Annotated in this window: 15 protein-coding genes; 8 read left to right on the top strand and 7 right to left on the bottom strand. The window is 62.6% G+C overall.

Translation table 11 applies throughout. From position 1 onward, the window contains the following. Nucleotides 1–9 precede the first annotated feature (9 nt). The 7 genes from BLO80_RS20855 to BLO80_RS20825 form a co-directional block, all read right to left on the bottom strand. Nucleotides 10–2,160 (bottom strand): hypothetical protein, encoded by a 2,151-nt coding sequence (locus tag BLO80_RS20855; RefSeq protein WP_092330876.1) that lies wholly within the window; start codon nucleotides 2,158–2,160, stop codon nucleotides 10–12. Next, nucleotides 2,147–3,340 carry a DUF3142 domain-containing protein gene (locus BLO80_RS20850; protein WP_092330873.1) on the bottom strand — a complete coding sequence of 398 codons (1,194 nt, stop codon included), beginning with the start codon at nucleotides 3,338–3,340 and terminating at the stop codon, nucleotides 2,147–2,149. The genes BLO80_RS20855 and BLO80_RS20850 overlap by 14 nt, the downstream gene beginning before the upstream one ends. A gap of 161 nt (nucleotides 3,341–3,501) precedes the next feature. Beyond that, nucleotides 3,502–4,314, bottom strand: a complete 813-nt coding sequence (locus BLO80_RS20845) for a class I SAM-dependent methyltransferase (protein ID WP_072407604.1) — start codon at nucleotides 4,312–4,314, stop codon at nucleotides 3,502–3,504. After that, the gene (locus BLO80_RS20840; RefSeq protein WP_092330870.1) at nucleotides 4,308–5,462 is read right to left on the bottom strand and encodes an acyltransferase family protein; all 1,155 of its coding nucleotides are present in this window, start codon (nucleotides 5,460–5,462) and stop codon (nucleotides 4,308–4,310) included. Before BLO80_RS20840 ends, BLO80_RS20845 begins: the two co-directional genes overlap by 7 nt. Next, entirely contained in the window at nucleotides 5,459–6,328 is an 870-nt protein-coding gene (locus BLO80_RS20835) for a class I SAM-dependent methyltransferase (RefSeq protein ID WP_092330868.1), read from the bottom strand. The genes BLO80_RS20840 and BLO80_RS20835 overlap by 4 nt, the downstream gene beginning before the upstream one ends. Further along, a complete protein-coding gene (locus BLO80_RS20830; protein WP_092330865.1) occupies nucleotides 6,325–7,617 on the bottom strand; it encodes a glycosyltransferase in 1,293 nt (430 codons plus the stop codon). The genes BLO80_RS20835 and BLO80_RS20830 overlap by 4 nt, the downstream gene beginning before the upstream one ends. After that, entirely contained in the window at nucleotides 7,611–9,242 is a 1,632-nt protein-coding gene (locus BLO80_RS20825; RefSeq protein WP_092330863.1) for a glycosyltransferase, read from the bottom strand. Before BLO80_RS20825 ends, BLO80_RS20830 begins: the two co-directional genes overlap by 7 nt. Before the next feature lie 426 nt (nucleotides 9,243–9,668). On the opposite strand from BLO80_RS20825, the gene BLO80_RS20820 reads away from it, so the two are divergent. Genes BLO80_RS20820 through BLO80_RS20785 form a run of 8 tightly spaced genes read left to right on the top strand, consistent with a single transcriptional unit; the run spans nucleotide 9,669 to nucleotide 18,672 of the window. Further along, the gene (locus tag BLO80_RS20820; RefSeq protein ID WP_092330860.1) at nucleotides 9,669–10,583 is read left to right on the top strand and encodes a GDP-mannose 4,6-dehydratase; all 915 of its coding nucleotides are present in this window, start codon (nucleotides 9,669–9,671) and stop codon (nucleotides 10,581–10,583) included. Continuing rightward, a complete protein-coding gene (gene gmd, locus BLO80_RS20815) occupies nucleotides 10,580–11,548 on the top strand; it encodes a GDP-mannose 4,6-dehydratase (protein WP_092330857.1) in 969 nt (322 codons plus the stop codon). The genes BLO80_RS20820 and gmd overlap by 4 nt, the downstream gene beginning before the upstream one ends. A gap of 3 nt (nucleotides 11,549–11,551) precedes the next feature. After that, nucleotides 11,552–12,994, top strand: coding sequence for a mannose-1-phosphate guanylyltransferase/mannose-6-phosphate isomerase (locus tag BLO80_RS20810; RefSeq protein WP_092330855.1), 1,443 nt, complete (start codon nucleotides 11,552–11,554; stop codon nucleotides 12,992–12,994). Continuing rightward, on the top strand, nucleotides 12,994–13,791 hold the full coding sequence (locus tag BLO80_RS20805; protein WP_092200260.1) for an ABC transporter permease: 798 nt from the start codon (nucleotides 12,994–12,996) through the stop codon (nucleotides 13,789–13,791). Before BLO80_RS20810 ends, BLO80_RS20805 begins: the two co-directional genes overlap by 1 nt. After that, complete coding sequence (locus BLO80_RS20800; protein WP_092330852.1) at nucleotides 13,791–15,056, top strand: ABC transporter ATP-binding protein; 1,266 nt, start codon at nucleotides 13,791–13,793, stop codon at nucleotides 15,054–15,056. The genes BLO80_RS20805 and BLO80_RS20800 overlap by 1 nt, the downstream gene beginning before the upstream one ends. Continuing rightward, nucleotides 15,053–16,420 carry a glycosyltransferase family 4 protein gene (locus BLO80_RS20795; protein ID WP_092330849.1) on the top strand — a complete coding sequence of 456 codons (1,368 nt, stop codon included), beginning with the start codon at nucleotides 15,053–15,055 and terminating at the stop codon, nucleotides 16,418–16,420. The genes BLO80_RS20800 and BLO80_RS20795 overlap by 4 nt, the downstream gene beginning before the upstream one ends. Continuing rightward, nucleotides 16,411–17,541: a glycosyltransferase family 4 protein gene (locus BLO80_RS20790; protein ID WP_092330847.1), complete on the top strand. Its 1,131-nt coding sequence runs from the start codon at nucleotides 16,411–16,413 to the stop codon at nucleotides 17,539–17,541. The genes BLO80_RS20795 and BLO80_RS20790 overlap by 10 nt, the downstream gene beginning before the upstream one ends. After that, nucleotides 17,542–18,672, top strand: coding sequence for a glycosyltransferase family 4 protein (locus tag BLO80_RS20785; RefSeq protein WP_092330844.1), 1,131 nt, complete (start codon nucleotides 17,542–17,544; stop codon nucleotides 18,670–18,672). Nucleotides 18,673–18,789 lie beyond the last annotated feature (117 nt).

Raw genomic sequence — 18,789 nt, 5'->3', positions numbered from 1 at the left:
TGCTTCACCTCAGGAGGCTGATATCCGGGCCTTGCGCCGCCGACGACTGATCAACCCCAATCCCACCGCCACCACCAGCACGACCCCGCCCACTTCCAGCCCAACCTTGTAAGGCCGCAGCGCCGAGCGGATCGGGTCCAGGGCCTGGGTCACGTAGCGTTTGTTCGCCTTGCCGAAGTCCGGTTCCTGGCATTGATGGCCAAAATCCCCAGCCCAATCCACGTACGGGCCTTCCTTCACATAGCGCTGGTACAACGCGCTTTGCTCTTCAAGGCTGGAGTTGTACCCCACCGCCTTGCACAGCACCGCCGCAAACGCCTGGCTGGTATGGGGCAGGTAATCCGCCGCCTGGCTCGCCAGCGCCGTGGCAACAAACCGATAGTGATAACGCACATCCGGCTGCGCGACGCTGGCCTGCTGGCGTTGCACTTCACCTTCGGCCACCAGTGGCCCGACGTTCAGCTCGACCGGTTCCAGGCTGTAATTGCCGCCCAGGCTGGCGTAATCCGGCGCCATCTCATAGCCGAGCAGTTCCATACCCCATTTGCGCGCCATCCACGACGCTTGGAAATACGCCTCGGCCCGCCGGGTTGGCCACCACTTGGACTCGGCGTCCTGGCGCAACTGCCCATAGGCACGGGCCTTGTTCTGCAGGTCCGGGTTATCGAAATAAGCCGGCGCCTCATCGAAGCGCCCTTCCCTCAACAAACGCCTGCCCAACAGATTGCGCAAGCTCGCGGCCACCGGCAGCGGCACGTAGTTGTCCCGGTCCTCTTGGCTCAACGCCGGTGGCGCCGGGACTTGAGCGTCGACGTACTGCTTGAGCTCATCCACTGTGAGCACCCGCTCGGCGACGGCGGCAGCGTCATACCAATAGTTGCTCTGGCCACGATAGAGCTGATCGAAGGCTTGCAGGTAATCACCGCGCTGCAAGGCCAGGATCGCGCTTTCCCCTTCGACCCGGCACTTGGGTTGCACCGATTCATAATTCCAATCCGGTGTGCGCCGGCTGCCCCAGGATTCATCGTTCGGAAACGCCTGGGCAGCCTTGGCATAGGCCGCCGCCGCGGCCACCTTGTCGCCGTCGCGCAAGGCCAGCTTGGCGCGCACCCACCAGGCCAGGCCTGTGTCGGGAGCCTTTTGCACAAACGCCTGGGCGTTGGCGTAATCGCCGTGCTGGTAACTCACCGCCGCCAAACGGTCAGCATCGTCCAGGTTGTCCCGGGCGCTGGTCTGCAACAGTTTGACCAACCTTTTCTCACCCGAAGGTTCTTCACCGTCCCACCAGCCAACGCGGCTGAGCAGGTAGGCGGTGACCAGTCGCTGCACCGCTTTGGTCTTGAGCAGCTCGCCCAAGCGTTCATCCGACTCGACGCTCAGGCCTTGTGCCAATTGCAGCAACGAGCTGTAACCGACCGGGGACCCTTGCAGGTTCTGGATCGCGTACAAGCCGATGGCGCTCTCCCAGTCGTCGGCGGTGTAGGCCACCCGGGCTTCTTCGCCAAGACTGGCGATGCCCAGTTCCAGCGGATCGCTGAAGCCGGCGATGCTCATTTCCCGGGCCTGGCGAAACGCCGCTCGCGCCTGATCCTGCAAGGCCACAGGGTCGCCGCTGCCCGCCTCGGTGCTCACGGCAAACAAGGCCCGCCCAAGGGAATACGCGGCCCAGGTGCTGCGCAACCGTCGCTGGTCGGCCGGTAACGCCAGCAATTGCTGGAACGCTTCCACGGCGCGCTGATGCTCACCGACGTTAAAAGCCGTCGCGCCGAGCGCATACAGGCGCAGCTCATCGGGCAGGTTGGCCGCCTCGGCCGCCACCTGGTCGATATCGGTCAGCGCCCGGAGGCGCTCCACCACCGCTTGTTGCGGCGGGGTCAGGCCAATCTGCTCGGCCTGGTTGCGTTGTTCAACGTAGGAAGGCAGGTCGTCATAGTTGTAGTCCGGGTTGCGCGTCGCCTCGGTGGCCGGCTTGAGCCCGGCAATCGCCTGGCCGAGGCGGCTGACCTCGAAGCGAAAGCTGCCTTCGGGCAACTCCGCCAGGGTCTGGGCGCGGTTATCCAGCAGGCGCATCGGGAAATCCGGCCCGCAGGCCAACGCCGGGCCCAGCGGCAGGCACAGGCTCAGGCACAGCAGGTGACGAGGCCACTTACGGGTAAACATTGAAACCTCCTTGGTCGATTTTCGTACAGTGCGCCCAACCGATTGCTCGTTGGCTACCAGCCGCCAAGCGGCCTTCCTGAATGCGGGTGAAGGTAAGCAGTCCGGGAGTTTGTTGCAACGTGTAACCGGCCAAGGCATCGACGCCGTCACACGCCCCGACCGCCAATGTCAGGCGCTGGGGCCAGGGGCGGTCGAGATTGCCCTGGTTGACCAGGCGGATATCGTACAAACCGCCCTGCTCCTCCCACTGCAATGCCAGGCGACTGTCCAGGTGATCGCCCCGGGCGACGGCACCGAGCGTGGTCAGGCTCCACGCTCGCCGGTCGCCGGCCAGCGGCAGACGAAACCAGATCAGCCCCGCGAGATGTTTCGGTGGATCAGCCCGCAAATCCGCCGCAAGCCCGGCCACTTGTTGCGGATCGGCCAGCAACTCCCGACGCTCGCCGCCGCGATCGATCGGCACTTCGCTCTCCACCACCGGCACGCCGCTCTCCTGGGTCAACAGCGCCACGCCGTAGGCTGGCAGGGCCAGATAAAACGGCCGCGTGGTGACCTCGCTCCAGCGTTGTGCCCAGTGCCGGGCTTGTTTCGGATCGAACAGCCCTTGCCGTGGATCGCTCACCGCGTGGACCTGCAGCACGCTGCTGTCCACCGCGTCCAACACTCCCGGCAATGCGGGGCTGTCGAGCCAGGCCGGCAGTGCCGTGATGCTGAGCCGCAGGTTGGCCGGCAGGCTGTGTCGCAGTTGGCCGAGGAAGTTTCCATAGGCCGGCAGCCGTGCATTGCCAGCATCGTGGTCGATCTCAACGCCCACCGGGGTCAGGCCCTGGGCTTGCCAATCGCCCAGCACTTGCTGGATTTGCGCAATGACCTCGTCCTGGTCCAAGGCCTTGAGCTGGCCGTCCAGGCGAATCACGGCGATCAGCGGACGGCCGTCCGCCTTGAGCAGGCCCGGGTCGATCCGCGCACGGCGCCAGCCCGCCCCGGGAAAAGCCTGCAACGCCAGCACCCGCAGCGTGGAAAAATCGCCCCGGCTTTGGCGCAGCGCCGGCTCATGAGCCTTTGTCCATTGGCGCTGCCAGATATACAACTGTTGATCCAGGGCTGGGAGTGGCGGTTGTTCGCAGCCCGCCAAAAGCAACACGGCGAGGGCCAGGGAGAGCCGGAAAAAAACAGTCATGAAGCCTTACCGCGCGCAAAAGATGTGCAGATTAACGCCGAGCGCGTCATTGTGGGAGCGAGCTTGCTCGCGATAGCGGTGGGTCAGTCAATCTATAGGCGGCTGAACCAACGCTATCGCGAGCAAGCTCGCTCCCACAGGGTTGAGGCCTACCCACGTCATCAAGGCTTACGCGCAATAATCACCTGACTCTTGGCCACCACCGCGTCCAGCGCCTGCTTGATCTGCGCCCCGCGCGGTGAGTTCAGCACCGCTTGCCAGGTGTCGGCCCAGTGATTGAGCAGCGGATGGTCGGCGTTGCTGAAGTCGACCTTGGCCTCCCAGAACAACAGCATCCACATCGACCAATAGAACCCGTATTGGCTGTGGCTCAACACCTCCAGCCCGGCCTCGCTGACCATCGCCTTGAACTGCTCTTCACTGATGATGCGAATGTGATTGGGCTTGCGGAAGTACTCCGGCGCGGCGATGTCTTTTTGCAGGTCTTCGGAGCTGGGGTGCGGCACGCTCAGCAGGTACAGCGCGCCGGGCTGGCCGACCCGTACCAGTTCGGCGAGGAACTGCGCCGGGTCGTCGACGTGCTCGATGACTTCGGTGGACACCACCCGGGTGGCCGTGGCGTCGGCAATGGGCAGCGGGTTGCAGTCGGTCACATGGCACTCGACGCCGCGCGCCGGGGTGTCGCTCAAGCGCTGGCGCGTGGCTTCGACCTTGGCCGCGTCGATGTCGGCGATGATGATCTTCGCCCCGCGCATCCCACAAAAATGCACGTTGCCGCCGTCGCCGCACCCCACGTCCAGCAACGTGTCCTCAGGTGTCACGGGGAAACCCGTGAACAGTTCGCCGGTTTGCTGGTTGAACCAGCCGCTGAGCATCGCATCGTGCAGCCCGAGCATGTACGGGTCGACTTTCTCGGCCACCGGTTCGGCGGGCGCGGGCGTGCCCGTGGTGAGTTTCTTCAAAAGGCTCAGCATGACGGGGCTCCAGAAACAGGAAGGACGGTTCGGGCGGCGGACAGGCGTTCGACCAACCGGGCGCCACGATTGCGCATGGGCATTTCGACCCAACGGTAGTTGAGTTCGCTCAACAGCCCGATCAGCAACAACGCACACGCCAGGGCCGGCCAGGGATGGCTTGCCGGGTCCGGCGAGCCCAAGGGGGCGAAACGAAACCACAACTCGCGCAGCAGGAAAAACACCGGGATGTGGATCAGGTAGATCCCATAGGAACGACTGCCCACCCAGGTCAGCGCCGTTTTCAGCCGACCGCGGGGCAACAAGTAATCCCGATCGTAAGAGGCCACCCAGACCAGCACGGCGCTGAGCACCGCAATGACCCCGAGACGGTAGAATGCCAAATTGAAGTGCTCGGTCGCGATCCAGGCCATCACGCCGCCAAGGCCCAGTACCAGCAGCACACCCAGGGGCGGGCGGAGCAACCACGTGGGCTCGAAGCGCCAGTAGCTGGGCCGCAGGCTCCAGATCGACAACAACACACCCAGCGCCAAGGCATCGGTACGGATCACCGACAGCCACAACGCCCGCCAGGTGAAAAACTGCACGAGCACCACCGCCAGCAACACCCACACCAAATAGCGACGCGAGACGAACACCAGCAGCGGCAGGATCAAATAGAACTGTTCTTCCAACGACAGCGTCCAGTACACGAAGCTCGCGCCGTATTCATACTGCATGAACGCATCGGCAAAACGCAGGTTGGCGAATTGCAGGAAACCGGCCAGGGTCGCCTGCAGGTTGGCCTGCACGCTGCCGAACGCGCCGGAACGGTTCAGGAAGAACACCGCGAACAACACCAGCAGCAGCCAGAGCCAGGCCGACGGCAACAGGCGAAACGCCCGGCGAATCCAGAACTCCCGGGTGACGGCCCAGAATTGCCGGGGGCTGTCGCAGCGACGCAATTGCGGAATCAGGCTGCGCCCGATGACGAACCCGGATATCGCGAAAAACAGGTCCACGCCCCACCACAGCTGGAAACTGTCGGCCAGGGCCGCCAGGCGCGGCCATCCGCCAGGAAACGGCATGCCCTGCAGGTGATGGAACAGCACGCCGATCACCGCGACGGCGCGCAGCAATTCGATGTCCAGGATCCGCTTGCCGCTCATGAAGTACTCCCGGAAGAAGGATCGGGTTTACGCGCGATGATGACCTGGCTCTTGGGCATGAACCGGTCCAGCACCTGCTTGATCACCAAGCCGTCGGGTTGCGTCAGCAAGTCCTGCCAGAGGCTCGCCCAACGCTCCATCAACGGCGGATACGGTGCCTGGATACGGTCTCGCACGGCACCCTCGAGGTCCCGGCCAGCCGCTCGTTCGCTGGCCCAGAAGAAAATCATGCCCATGACCCAGAAAAACCCGCTGGCCTGGCGATGCTCGATCACCAGCCCGGCGTCCTCCACCAGCGCGGCGAATCGTTCGGCACTGAAAATCTGCACATGGTTGGGCGCTTGAAAATAGCCCGGCGGCGCGATGCCTTGCTGCAAATGCTCGCCCACCGAGGCCGGCACGCTGAGCAAATACTGCGCCCCGGGGCGGCCCATGCGCACCAGCTCGGCCATGAACGGCTCGGGCTCATGGATATGCTCGAGCACTTCCATGCAGACGATCTTGTTCGCACAGCCATCGGCCAGGGGCAGCGGCAGGCTGTTGCTGACCAGCCCCAGGAACGGCGCGGCAGCCTGGGCTTCGACTTGGCGAGCCAGGTCGCGCACCTTGTCCTGTTCGCTGTCGGTAAAGATCACGGACGCGCCCTGACGCATGGCAAACAGCGTCGCCACACCTTCGCCGCAGCCCACATCCAGCAAGGTATCGCCGGCCGTGATGGCAAAGCCCTTGAGCAATTCGCCGGTTTCACTGCGAAACCAGCCGTCGAGCATCGCGTCGTACAAGCCGGCATCCCGGGGCGAAACGGCCACCGGTGGCACTGGCGGAGGCGCCACTGGCCTGCGCCCGGCCAACCATCGCCGGATCATGGCTGCGCCGCGTTCCGGCGACGCTCGGACAGTTGTTCGAAAAATGCCCGCAAACGCTGCTCGGCGTTGGCCTGGCTGCAGAATTTCTCCAGGCTGCGCACGGCATGGGCCGACATGCGGCGATAACGCTCGGGGTCATTTTTAGCCACGTCGTAGCTGGCGCGGTAGGCCGAGCACAGCGAGTCCCAATCGGTGACATAACGCAGGGTCCGGTAAGCCGCACGCGGGTCGTGGGGCCAGGCGGTCAGTTCCTCGGTCGAATCCACCACGAAGGCATTGTCGTGATCGATGTAGTCGGCCATCGCCGTGTTCAACGGCGCAATCGCCGGACGGCCGCAGGACATGAACTCCATCAACGGCAGGCACTGCCCTTCGCCATAGGAACTGTTGACCACGTACCGGGTGGCTTCCACCAGCCGTTCGTAGTCCGCGTCCGCCAGGTAACCGTGAATCAGCACGATGCGGCAGCGGTACGACTGGTTTTTGTAGACGTGGTGGAGCATGTCGGTGAGCGCGGCGGTGACATCGTGGTGAGTCAGCTTGAGCACCAGGGTGGCGTCAGGAACATCGCGAAACGTCGCGCAAAATGCGCTGATCATGTCCTTCCAGTTCTTGCGCCCGTCGTAGGGATTGAACACCGAGGTATAGATCACGCCATCCAGCAGTAACTCGCAGTCCTCGGCCGGGCCGTCCAGCACCAGCGGCGTGCCGGCCTGATGCACCGGTGGGCCATAAGGCCGCAGGTCGGTGGTGCGACTGTCGATCAGCAGGCCACGCAATTGCAGGCGCATGTGATCCACAGTCGGCCGCTGGGCAAGCACCGCGCCGCGGGCGGCAAAGCGGTCCCATACCGGCGCGGCGACAGCGGCGATGGGAAAGTCCGCGCCCATCACCTCACGAACGGTGTTGACGGTGAAGCTGGAATGGGTGATTGCCATGCCGGTTGCGCCCAAGACCACGCGCCAGTCGTGCCGGGCCTCGCCCTGCCAGCTTTCGGTAGGGATGGTGCTGAACTCCCAGGCGAACACCGGAATCGTCGGGCAGGCGTAGTGGGCAGCGGTGCGATGAGGTGGTGAAAACGACAGGAATACGCAATCCTCGCCACGCCCCAGGCAATCGGCGTACAGCTGATCGACCTCTTCGTCAGGCCGGGTCACTTCGACCACCCGCCCCAACCGCTCCAGCACCGGGCGAAACTCCTTGAGTACGAAGTAATAGCTGTACTCGGGCTTGCCGAGGTTTTCCAGAATGTTGCTCTGGTTGGTTTCCGAATAGATGATGATCAACATGAGGCGGTACCTGCCTGGACCGCCAGCGGCAGCCCTTCGTCACAGCCTGGCTCCGCCAGGAAATCCGCCAGGCGCTGCTGCACCGGGGCGAACGCGCAATAGCGGCGCATCCGCTCGTTCGCGGCAACGGCCATGGCCTGGTAGGCCAGCGGCTGGTGCTTGGCCATGGCGTAGCTCTGCTGGTAGGCGAGCTTCAATGAGCCCCAGTCGGGTCGATGGCGCAGGGTGCGATACAAAATGCGCGAGTCTTCCGGCCAGATGGTCGGTTCGCGACTGGACTTGACGATGAAAGCCACCTCGGCGTCGATGTAATCGCGCATCGCCGTGTGGTCCGGCGCGATGACGGGGCGTGCACAGGACATGAACTCCATCAACGGCAGGCACAGGCCCTCGCAGCGGGACGCATTGACGTAGAAACTCGCGGCGCCATACAGCCGGGCGAATTGTTCGTCCTCCAGATAACCGTGCATCACCACCACCCGGCAACTGAACGGCGACAGCTGGGACAGCAGCGTCAACAGCTCGACGTAGTAGGTCGACAAGTCGTTCTGGGTCATCTTCAGCACCAGCGTGGCGTCCTCCACGTCACGCAGGGCCCAACAGAATGCGGTAACCAACTGATGCCAGTTCTTGCGCCCGTCATCGGGGTTGAACACGCTGACGTACACCACGCCGCTGACTTCGGTTTCCACCACTTGGTGGGTGTCCGGCAGCACGGCCTGGGGATGGGCCGGTGCCGCCGGTTCGGGGGTAGGCTCTGGAACGGGCTCGACGGCCACCGGCAGCGGTGCCGGCCCCCTCAGGATCCTGCTGGTGGCAACGCGCACCGGCACGGGTATCAGGTCGCGGACCGCCTCGCGATACCAGCACAGCAGGTTGTGTTTGCACAGCCACACGGGCCCCTGCTCGCGCTTGCCGGTGAAGGCGCGGATGACTTCGCGCAGGTAATGGCGGGAAATGAATGCGCGCCGCCGCCAAGACAGAGGGGGTGGCTCCATGATCGGCTCCGGCTCCGGTTCCGGTTCCGGCTCTGGTTCCGGCACTTCTTCGAGGATCGGCGCGATCAAGCCATCGGCCGACAGCCCTAGGGGCCGGCTGTCGATGATGCAGCCCTTGATCTGCAAGGTCGTTCCCGGGTTGATCGGCAGGCTCGGGTATTGCTCACGAACCGCCGCGAAACGCTCCCACAGCGGCGTGGGCAATACCAGCACCGGGAAATCCTCGCCCAAGGTCCGGCGGATCGCCTCGGCCGTATGGCTGGACAGGGTAATCACCCGGCCATGACGGGCCAGCGTGCGACTCCAGTCATGCCGCAGGTCGTCGTCCCAGTGCTCGGCCGGGATCGAATCGAACTCCCAGGCCACCACGCAGACCATCGGGCAAAGCAGGTCCAGCGGCGTCTTGTGCGGGGGTGAAAACGAAAGGAACAAGCAGTCCTGCCCGGCCTGCTGCAAGGTTTGATACAGCGGATCGACCTCGGCGACCGACGACACCACATGCACCGGCCCCAGGCTTTCCAGCACGGGACGATAGGCCTTGAGCACGAAGTAATAGCTGTACTCAGGGCGGCCGAGGCTCTGGCTGATGGAGTGATCGTTTACGTCCGAGTAAAGAATGAAATTCATGGCATCCCATCATGGCGCCGCCGTCCCGGCGGCCCCACTTCATGACGGTCGAGTCACGCATCGCGCCGGCCCGGGGGCCGCCACGCATCGTTCATCTCGCTACCCGTCTCGTTCTTGTTTTTTTATGGTCCCGCCCCTGGGTTCATCTCGAAGATCGAAACCAGGGACAGCGTGACGAGGGGCATTCTAAACACATCCGCCGAGGGTTCGTGAACCGCCCGGCAAGAATAAACCCGCTATAAATATGAGAACTGGTCAGTCACGATTTGCGCGGTTGAAATTGCTGCGAAATTGGCACAGATTGGCAACCAAACAACTACAACAAACGCTTCTCTAAGGCTGATCGTTGAGTGACTTTTCCTCGATCTTACGGAAATTTCCCACTCAGTCCGCAATAGACGAAGCAACCGTCAAGGGGGCTGGAGCTTGAAAAAACGTCTGTTCGTTACGGGCCTCAGCGGTTTCGTTGGACGTCACCTCAAATCTCGACTGAACGGTCATGATTCAGCGTGGCAGGTGATGCCTGTCGCCGCACGCTACGACCTGATGGAGGCCAAGACCCTGGAGGGCCTTTGGCCCGAGCTTCCCGACGCTGTGATCCACCTGGCCGGGCAAACCTTTGTGCCTGAAGCCTTTCGCGATCCGGCGCGCACCCTGCACATCAACCTGCTGGGCACCTTGAACCTGCTCCAGGCCCTCAAGGCCCGGGGTTTCACCGGCACATTCCTGTATGTCAGCTCCGGTGATGTCTATGGCCAGGTCGGCGAAGACCGGCTGCCAATTACCGAACTGCAACCGCCCGCCCCGCGCAACCCGTATGCCGTGAGCAAGCTGTCGGCCGAACTGCTGAGCCTGCAGTGGGGCATGAGCGAAGGCTGGCCGGTGTTGGTGGCCCGCCCGTTCAATCACATCGGTGCCGGCCAGAAGGACAGCTTCGTCATTGCCAGCGCCGCCCGGCAGATCAGCCGGATCAAGCTGGGCCTGCAACCGGCCCGGCTGCAAGTGGGCGATATCGACGTGACCCGCGACTTCCTCGATGTCGCCGATGTGATTTCGGCCTACCTGGCCCTGCTGGAAAAAGGCGCCCCGGGGCAGGTCTACAACATCTGCTCGGGGCGCGAGCAAAGCATTCGCAGCCTGATCGAACAACTGGGCGATCTCGCCCAGGTCGATGTGCAACTGATCCAGGACCCTGCGCGTCTTCGCCGCGCAGAACAGCGTCGCGTCTGTGGTAGCCCAGCCAAGCTACGACAGGCCACCGGATGGACGCCCGAAACAACAACACAACAATCCTTGCGGGCGATCCTGTCCGACTGGGAGATACGGGTACGACAAGAATGAAAAGTGCATTGATCACGGGGATCACCGGCCAGGATGGCGCGTATCTGGCCAAATTGCTGCTCGACAAGGGTTACAAAGTCCACGGCCTGGTGGCGCGACGCAGCAGCGACTCGCGCTGGCGGCTGCGAGAGATGGGCATCGAACAGGACATCGTTTACCTGGACGGTGACATGGCCGATGCCTGCTCGGTGCAACGGGCGGTGATCAAATCGGCGCCGGACGAGGTGTATAACCTGGCCGCGCAAAGTTTCGTCGCGGCCTCCTGGGACCAGCCGGTGACCACCGGCATCGTCGACGGGCTGGGGGTTACCCACCTGCTCGAAGCCATTCGCCAGTTCAGTGTGCAGACCCGCTTCTACCAGGCCTCCACCAGCGAAATGTTCGGCCTGATCCAGGCCGAGCAACAGGACGAGCACACCCCGTTCTATCCACGCAGCCCCTATGGCGTGGCGAAACTGTACGGCCACTGGATCACCGTCAACTATCGGGAAAGCTTCGGCCTGCATGCCAGCAGCGGCATCCTGTTCAACCACGAATCACCGCTGCGCGGCATCGAGTTCGTGACTCGCAAGGTCACCGATGCCGCTGCGCGCATCAAGCAGGGCAGACAGCAGGAATTGCGCCTGGGCAATATCGACGCCAAGCGCGACTGGGGCTTTGCCGGCGACTACGTCGAGGCCATGTGGCTCATGTTGCAGCAGGACAGCCCCGACGATTACGTGGTGGCCACCGGCGTCACCACCACCGTGCGCGAGATGTGCAAGATTGCCTTCGAACACGTGGGCCTGGACTACCGTGACTTCGTCAAGATCGACCCGGCGTTTTTCCGCCCGGCCGAAGTCGAGGTGTTGCTCGGCAACCCGGCCAAGGCACAACGCGTCCTGGGCTGGAAGCCTCGGACCGACCTGGACACCCTGATCCGCATGATGATGGATGCGGACATGAAACGCGTCGCCAAGGAGTAGGCCATGCTCATTCCCGTGATTCTCTCCGGCGGTGCCGGGACGAGGTTGTGGCCGGTGTCCCGCGAGGGCCATCCCAAGCCCTTCATGCTCTTGCCCGACGGCCAGTCGCTGCTGAGCAAGACCTATCGGCGTGCGGCGGGGTTGTTCGACGGCCGGGGCGATATCGTTACCGTCACCAACCGCGAGTACTACTTCCAGAGCCGCGATCATTATCAAAGCGCCCACCTGGAGCGCTATCGCGGTCACTTCGTACTTGAACCCACGGGCCGCAACACCGCGCCGGCCATTGCCACGGCCACCCTCGCGGTACAGGCCTTGCACGGCGACGAGGCGATCCTGGTGGTCATGCCTGCCGATCACTTGATCAAGGACGAGGCGGCTTTCAAGGCATCCGTTGAGCACGCCGTGGAGCTGGCCAAAAACGGCCATCTGGTGACCTTCGGCGTGCTGCCCTCGGCGCCGGAAACCGGCTTCGGCTACATCGAACGGGGCCAGCCCCTGGATACCAAGGGCGCGGCCAAGGTCGTGCGCTTTGTCGAAAAGCCCGACTTGCAGACCGCCACCCAGTACCTGGAAAGTGGACGTTTCCTGTGGAATTCGGGGATGTTCTGCTTCTCGGTCAAGACCCTGTTGGCGGAGCTGCACGCCCACGCCCCCGAGTTGCTGGAACAGGCGCGCGCTTGTGTCACGGCCAGCACGGCGGTGGAAACCTCAGGTTGTGTGCAGCAGGAATTGTCCCCGGCGCATTTCGCCGAAATGCCGGATATCTCCATCGACTACGCCCTGATGGAGCGCTCAGCCAATGTCGTGGTGATCCCGGCCGCCTTCGACTGGAGCGACATCGGTTCCTGGAGCGCCATCGCCAGCCTGGTACCCGCCGACGGGCAAAACAACCGCGCCACCGGTGAAGCCCTGTTCATCGACAGCCAGAACACCTTCGTCCAGAGCGACAGCCGCCTGGTGGCCGCCCTGGGCGTGGAAAACCTGATCATCATCGACACCGCCGACGCCGTGCTGGTGGCCCATGCCGACCGCGCCCAGGATGTTCGTCGCGTCGCCCGGCAACTCAAGGACAAGGACCACGAAGCCTATCGCCTGCATCGCACGGTCAGCCGTCCATGGGGCAGCTATACCGTCCTCGAAGAAGGTCCACGTTTCAAGATCAAGCGCATCGTGGTCAAGCCTGGCGCATCGCTGTCGCTGCAAATGCACCATCACCGCAACGAACATTGGGTAGTCGTCGAAGGCATGGCCAAGGTCACCAATAACGGCTCGGGCTCGCACCTGGTCGCCAAGAACGAATCGACCTTCATTCCCGCCGGCCACAAGCATCGCCTGGAAAACCCCGGTGTCATCGACCTGGTCATCATCGAGGTCCAGAGCGGCGAATACCTCGGGGAAGACGACATCGTCCGCTTCGAAGACCACTACGGCAGGGCCGTCTGATGCTGCTGGCCTTGCAACGCTCACTGTGGAGCTACCGCGGCTTCGTCCTGGGCAGCGTCAAGCGCGAGTTTCAGGCTCGCTATCGCAACTCGTTGTTCGGCGCGTTGTGGACGGTGCTCAACCCGTTGTCGATGATCCTCGTCTACACGGTGATTTTTTCCCACATCATGCGTGCCCGCCTGCCCGGGGTTGAAGATGGCATGGCCTACAGCGTCTACCTCTGTGCCGGGCTGCTGACCTGGGGGTTGTTCGCGGAAATCACCACCCGCAGCCAGGGCATGTTCCTGGAAAACGCCAACCTGCTGAAAAAAATCAGCTTCCCCCGGATCTGCCTGCCGGTGATCGTGCTGTTCAACGCGGGGATCAACTTCGCGATCATCCTCGGGCTCTTTCTCGGTTTCCTGCTGATCACCGGACGCTGGCCAGGCATGACCTTGCTGGCCCTGGTGCCGCTGCTGGCCCTGCAAGTGATGTTCGCCGCCGGGCTGGGCATGCTGCTGGGGATCCTCAATGTGTTTTTCCGCGATGTCGGGCAGTTGTTCGGCATTTGCCTGCAATTCTGGTTCTGGCTCACGCCGATCGTTTACCCGATGACGATCCTGCCGCCATCGATCCAGCGACTGCTCGCCTTCAACCCCATGACCGCCCTGATGCAGAGCTACCAGAACCTGTTTCTTTACAACCAGTGGCCGGTCTGGAGTTCGCTGGTGCCGTTGCTGGTGGTGGCCCTGTTGTTGTGTGCCTTGGGCCTGCGCATGTTTCGCCGGCGCGGCGGTGAAATGGTGGATGAACTCTGATGGGACATTTGCGCGTCACCGGCCTGGGCAAGGCCTACAAGCAGTATCCAAACCGCTGGAGCCGGCTGTTCGAGTGGTTGGTCCCCTTTTCTCGCCAGCGCCATCAACTGCACTGGATCCTGCAAGGTGTGGACTTCGAGATCCAGCCCGGGGAAGCCGTCGGCATCGTCGGGGTCAACGGTGCCGGCAAAAGCACATTGCTCAAGATGATCACCGGCACCACCCAACCCACCTGCGGCCACATCCACTTGCAAGGCCGCGTCGCCGCGTTGCTGGAATTGGGCATGGGTTTTCATCCAGATTTCACCGGCCGCCAGAATGCGTTCATGGCCGGTCAGTTGCTGGGGATGCACGTGGAGGAAATCGAAGCGTTGATGCCCGAAATCGAGGGGTTCGCCGAAATCGGCGAGGCCATCGACCAGCCGGTACGCACCTACTCCAGCGGCATGCAGATGCGCCTGGCGTTCAGCGTTGCCACCGCCCGACGCCCGGACATCCTGATCGTCGACGAAGCGCTGTCGGTGGGCGATGCCTACTTCCAACACAAGAGCTTCGAGCGCATCCGCAGCTTCCGCAAGGCCGGCACCACGCTGCTGATCGTGTCCCACGATCGCTCGGCGATCCAGTCGATCTGCGACACCGCCATCCTGCTCGAACACGGGCGCATGGCCATGCGCGGCAAGCCGGAAGAGGTGATGGATTACTACAACGCGATGCTGGCCCAGCGCGAGGGCCAGGTGGTTCGCCAGGAGATGCTCGCCAACGGCCAGATACGCACGATTTCCGGCACCGGCGAGGCCGGCATCGTCGATGTGCAATTGCTCAACAGCCAGGGCCAGTCGGTGGAAGTCGCCGAGATCGGCCAGCCGATGGTGTTGCAAGTGCGGGTTGAAATCCGCCAGGACATCGAGCGGCTGGTGCTGGGCTTTTTGATCAAGGACCGCCTTGGCCAGCCCATGTACGGCATCAATACCCATCGCCAGGACAAAGCCGTGACCGACCTCAAGGCCGGCGAACAGATCACCTTCCGTTTCAGTTTCGACATGCGCCTGGGCAAGGGCAATTACTCCGTCGCGCTCAGCCTGTCGCGACTGGACTCGCACCTGGACCGTAATTTCGAATGGCGCGACTACGGGCTGGTGTTTCACGTCATCAATAATCGCCAGGAGGATTTCGTCGGCTGTTCCTGGCTCCAGGCCCGGACCAGTATCCAGCGTTCGAGCCAGACGGCCGTCGAGGCTTTGCCGCAAAAGGAGTTGCCATGAGCCGCTTGCTGGTGGATTGCACCTACGTATACGACCACCCGCATGACAACTCCGGCATTCAGCGAGTGGTGCGCAACGTCATTCGCGAATTGCCGGCCAAAGACCAGGACCGCGAATGCATTCCCGTGGTGATGCTGCAGGGCAAGCTGTATGAAGTGATAAGCCTGGCTCCCCTGCCCACGGACGGACTGGATCTGGCCGGCCTGCGAGTACGGCTGCTACAGTTCGCCAACCTGTTCTGGGTCAGACATCGGTCCCTCGAACAGCAGCGCCCCTTCAGCCAGTCGATCTGGGCGCGTCGCTTCTTGTACGTTGCTTGCCGACTGTTCGCCCTGGGGTGCCTGAGCCTCCCCATTCGAATCCTCGATCGTCTGCTCAAACGCAAGCCTGCCCCGGCGCGCAGCGTACCGCTGGCACATCGAGCCGGCGATCAACTGGTGTTGCTGGACTCTTCCTGGCACTCAGGTTTCTTTCCCCTGGCCGAACAGCTCAAGCGTGATGGCGTCGGAATCATCTCGGTGATCTATGACCTGATTCCCCTGACCCATCCACAATTCTGCGATGCCGGACTGGTCAAGGTGTTCAACCATTGGTTCGACTGGATCGCCCGCACCGCCGACGGCTACATCGCCATCTCCACCACCATCCGCGACCAGCTTCGCCAGGAAATGGTCCGGCGTGTTGGCGAGCAACAGGTGCGCGAGCGCTGGTTCGACTATTTCCACTTGGGCAGCGAACTGGACCTGATCGACACCACTGACGCCGTCGACCCGAACTTGCTGCGGCTGTTCAAGCGCCCTGAGCCGGTGTTCCTGATGGTCAGCACCATCGAACCGCGGAAAAACCATGCCTACCTGATCGATGCGTTCGAGCGGGCCTGGGCCGCCGGTTCACAAGCACGGTTATGCATCGTCGGGAAAATCGGCTGGAAATGCGAAGCCCTGATCGAACGTATCCAACGTCATCCACAGCTCGGCAGCCGCCTGTTCATGTTCAACAACCTGGCGGACCAAAGCCTGGAATATGCCTATCGGCACTCCACCGCGCTGGTGTTCCCGTCCTACGTGGAGGGCTTCGGCCTGCCGTTGGTGGAGGCCATGCAACGCGGCTTGCCGGCGATGGGCAGCGACATCCCGGTGTTTCGGGAAATCGGCGGTGACTTCATGGTCTACTTCGATCTCGACGATCCCCAAAGCCTGGCGAACCTGGTCATCGACATGGAACACACCGGGGTATTCCCGGCCAGGCGCAACCTGGATCAATGGCAATGGCTGAGCTGGCGCCAAGCCAGTGCGCAACTGGTAGAAAGGATCGAGGGCCACGTTAACAAAGTCATCGTCGACCGGGAAACAGCATGCGGATAGCCCTCAACGCACGCATTCTCCAGGCGCCACGCACCGGCATCGGCCACTACGTAGCGGAACTGGCGACGGCCTTGGCCCAAGAGCCGGATGTACAGTTGTCACTGTTCCACGGTTGGGGCTGGAGCCCGCAATTGCCGCCAACAGCCAAGCCTGGCTATTCAAGGCTGAGCCCATTGCTGCGACGGGTTCCGGGCGCCTATCAGGCGCGGCGCTGGCTGGAACAGAAACGCTTCGATCAGGGCCGTTCAAAGGCTATCGACCTTTATCATGAGCCCAGCCTTTGGCCGCTGGCCTTCGAAGGGCCGACGGTGATCACCCTCCATGACCTTACGCACCTGCGCTACCCCGAGACGCAACCACCGGCACGCCTGAAGGAAATCGAGCGACGACTCAGCCGCGCGGTGGAACAGGCGCAGCTGATCCTGACCGACTCGCAGTTCATCGCCGATGAAGCCCAGCAATATTTCGGCCTGCCCGCCGAGCGCCTGAGGGTCGCGCCGCTGGGGGTCGCGGCACGTTTCCACCCGCGCGAACCGGAAGCGATCGACACCGTGCTCAAGGCCCATGGCCTGGAGCATGGCCGATACTTTCTCTGTGTCGGCACCCTGGAGCCACGCAAGAACCTGTCGCTGGCCCTGCGCGCCCATGCCGGGCTCCCTGAATCCCTGCGTCAGGCTTTTCCTTTGTTCATTGTAGGAATGAGCGGATGGCAACAGGCGCAGCTCAATGATGAGTTGAAACGCGCCCTGGCTGGCGGTCATGTTTGTCTGGCGGGTTACCTGCCTGACGAACAGGTCGCCCAATTGTTGGCGGGAGCACGGGCACTGGTGTTCCCGTCGTATTACGAAGGCTTTGGCCTGCCGGTGCTTGAAGCCATGGCCAGTGGCACGCCGGTGATTACCACCCGCTGCTCGGCGATGCCGGAAGTGGCCGGGCCGGCCGGTATCTATTGCGAACCCGACGATCCGCACGGCATGCGCGACGCCATGGAGCGGTTGATTGAGGATCGCCTGCACTGGCAGGCGTGCCGGGAGGCGGGATTGCAACAAGCGGCGCTGTTTTCCTGGGAACGCTGTGCAAAGGTCACTGCCCACGCGTATCGCCAGGTCTTGGGAGGTTGAATGCGAGTCCTGCACTTTTACAAAAGTTATTTACCTGACTCCATGGGCGGCATCGAACAGGTGATTTTTCAACTCTGCGACAGCACTGATCGGCTGAGTATCGATAACACCGTGTTGGCCCTGAGCGGGCAGCCATCACCAGAACCGATCCAGCTTCGACAGCATGTCGTCCACCAAGCCCGGATGGACTTCCAACTGGCGTCCACCGGCTTCTCCTACAGCGTTTTCAAGAAATTCCGTGAGCTGGCCGCCGAAGCGGACGTGATCAACTACCACTTCCCCTGGCCGTTCATGGATCTGGTGCACTTTTGCAGTGCCGTGAAAAAACCCTACGTCGTGACCTACCATTCGGACATCGTTCGCCAACGGCACCTGCTCAAGCTCTATCGCCCGCTGATGCGACGCTTCCTGGACGGCGCCGATCGTATCGTCGCGGCCTCGCCGAACTATGTTCATACCAGCGATGTGCTCAATGAATACAGCGCCAAGACCCGGATCATCACCTACGGCCTGAACAAGACCAGTTATCCACAGCCTGACGCCGAGCGCATGGCGCAGTGGAAGGCAAAACTGGGCGAGCGCTTCTTTTTGTTCGTGGGGGTGATGCGTTATTACAAAGGCCTGCACATCCTGCTCGACGCCCTCAAAAGCGTGGATTACCCAGTGGTCATCGTGGGCGCCGGCCCGCTGGAAAAACAACTGCATGCCCAGGCCGCGGCACTGGGTCTGCGCAACCTGCACTTCCTCGGGCGTCTGGGGGACGAAGACAAGGTTGCATTGCTGGAACTGAGTTATGCCATCGTGTTCCCTTCGCACCTGCGCTCCGAAGCCTTTGGCATCTCCCTGCTTGAAGGCGCGATGTTCGGCAAGCCGATGATCTCCAGCGAAATCGGCACCGGCACCAGCTACATCAACATCCACGGCGAAACCGGCCTGGTGGTGCCACCCAGTAACCCCGAGGCTTTCCGCGAGGCGATGCGCACCCTGTGGGAAAACCCGGCTCAGGCCCAGGCAATGGGCATCAAGGCCGAAGCCCGTTATCGCCAGTTGTTCACCTCCGAAGAGATGGGCCAAAAGTGGGTGCAGTTGTACGAGGAACTGCTGGAGGAAAAGGCGCTTTCCTACGCCTGATACCCACTCACGACAGAGCGACGAAATCTCTGCCGTGTGGGAGCAAAGCTTGCTCGCGAAACAGGCGCCTCGATCCCTGAAAGACCGCAGTGCCTTCATCGCGGGCAAGCCTTGCTC

It is taken from the genome of Pseudomonas sp. NFACC56-3 (assembly GCF_900100025.1).
GTDB lineage: Bacteria > Pseudomonadota > Gammaproteobacteria > Pseudomonadales > Pseudomonadaceae > Aquipseudomonas > Aquipseudomonas fluorescens_AA.
Note: the sequence above shows the minus strand (reverse complement) of the source record. Positions and strands in the feature narration are given on the sequence as shown.

Excerpts from the sequence above, each read along its gene's own strand:
- BLO80_RS20855 (WP_092330876.1), bottom strand. The coding sequence starts at position 2,160 with ATGTTTACCCGTAAGTGGCCTCGTCACCTGCTGTGCCTGAGCCTGTGC.
- BLO80_RS20850 (WP_092330873.1), bottom strand. The coding sequence starts at position 3,340 with ATGACTGTTTTTTTCCGGCTCTCCCTGGCCCTCGCCGTGTTGCTTTTG.
- BLO80_RS20845 (WP_072407604.1), bottom strand. The coding sequence starts at position 4,314 with ATGCTGAGCCTTTTGAAGAAACTCACCACGGGCACGCCCGCGCCCGCC.
- BLO80_RS20840 (WP_092330870.1), bottom strand. The coding sequence starts at position 5,462 with ATGAGCGGCAAGCGGATCCTGGACATCGAATTGCTGCGCGCCGTCGCG.
- BLO80_RS20835 (WP_092330868.1), bottom strand. The coding sequence starts at position 6,328 with ATGATCCGGCGATGGTTGGCCGGGCGCAGGCCAGTGGCGCCTCCGCCA.
- BLO80_RS20830 (WP_092330865.1), bottom strand. The coding sequence starts at position 7,617 with ATGTTGATCATCATCTATTCGGAAACCAACCAGAGCAACATTCTGGAA.
- BLO80_RS20825 (WP_092330863.1), bottom strand. The coding sequence starts at position 9,242 with ATGAATTTCATTCTTTACTCGGACGTAAACGATCACTCCATCAGCCAG.
- gmd (WP_092330857.1), top strand. The coding sequence starts at position 10,580 with ATGAAAAGTGCATTGATCACGGGGATCACCGGCCAGGATGGCGCGTAT.
- BLO80_RS20810 (WP_092330855.1), top strand. The coding sequence starts at position 11,552 with ATGCTCATTCCCGTGATTCTCTCCGGCGGTGCCGGGACGAGGTTGTGG.
- BLO80_RS20805 (WP_092200260.1), top strand. The coding sequence starts at position 12,994 with ATGCTGCTGGCCTTGCAACGCTCACTGTGGAGCTACCGCGGCTTCGTC.
- BLO80_RS20800 (WP_092330852.1), top strand. The coding sequence starts at position 13,791 with ATGGGACATTTGCGCGTCACCGGCCTGGGCAAGGCCTACAAGCAGTAT.
- BLO80_RS20795 (WP_092330849.1), top strand. The coding sequence starts at position 15,053 with ATGAGCCGCTTGCTGGTGGATTGCACCTACGTATACGACCACCCGCAT.
- BLO80_RS20790 (WP_092330847.1), top strand. The coding sequence starts at position 16,411 with ATGCGGATAGCCCTCAACGCACGCATTCTCCAGGCGCCACGCACCGGC.
- BLO80_RS20785 (WP_092330844.1), top strand. The coding sequence starts at position 17,542 with ATGCGAGTCCTGCACTTTTACAAAAGTTATTTACCTGACTCCATGGGC.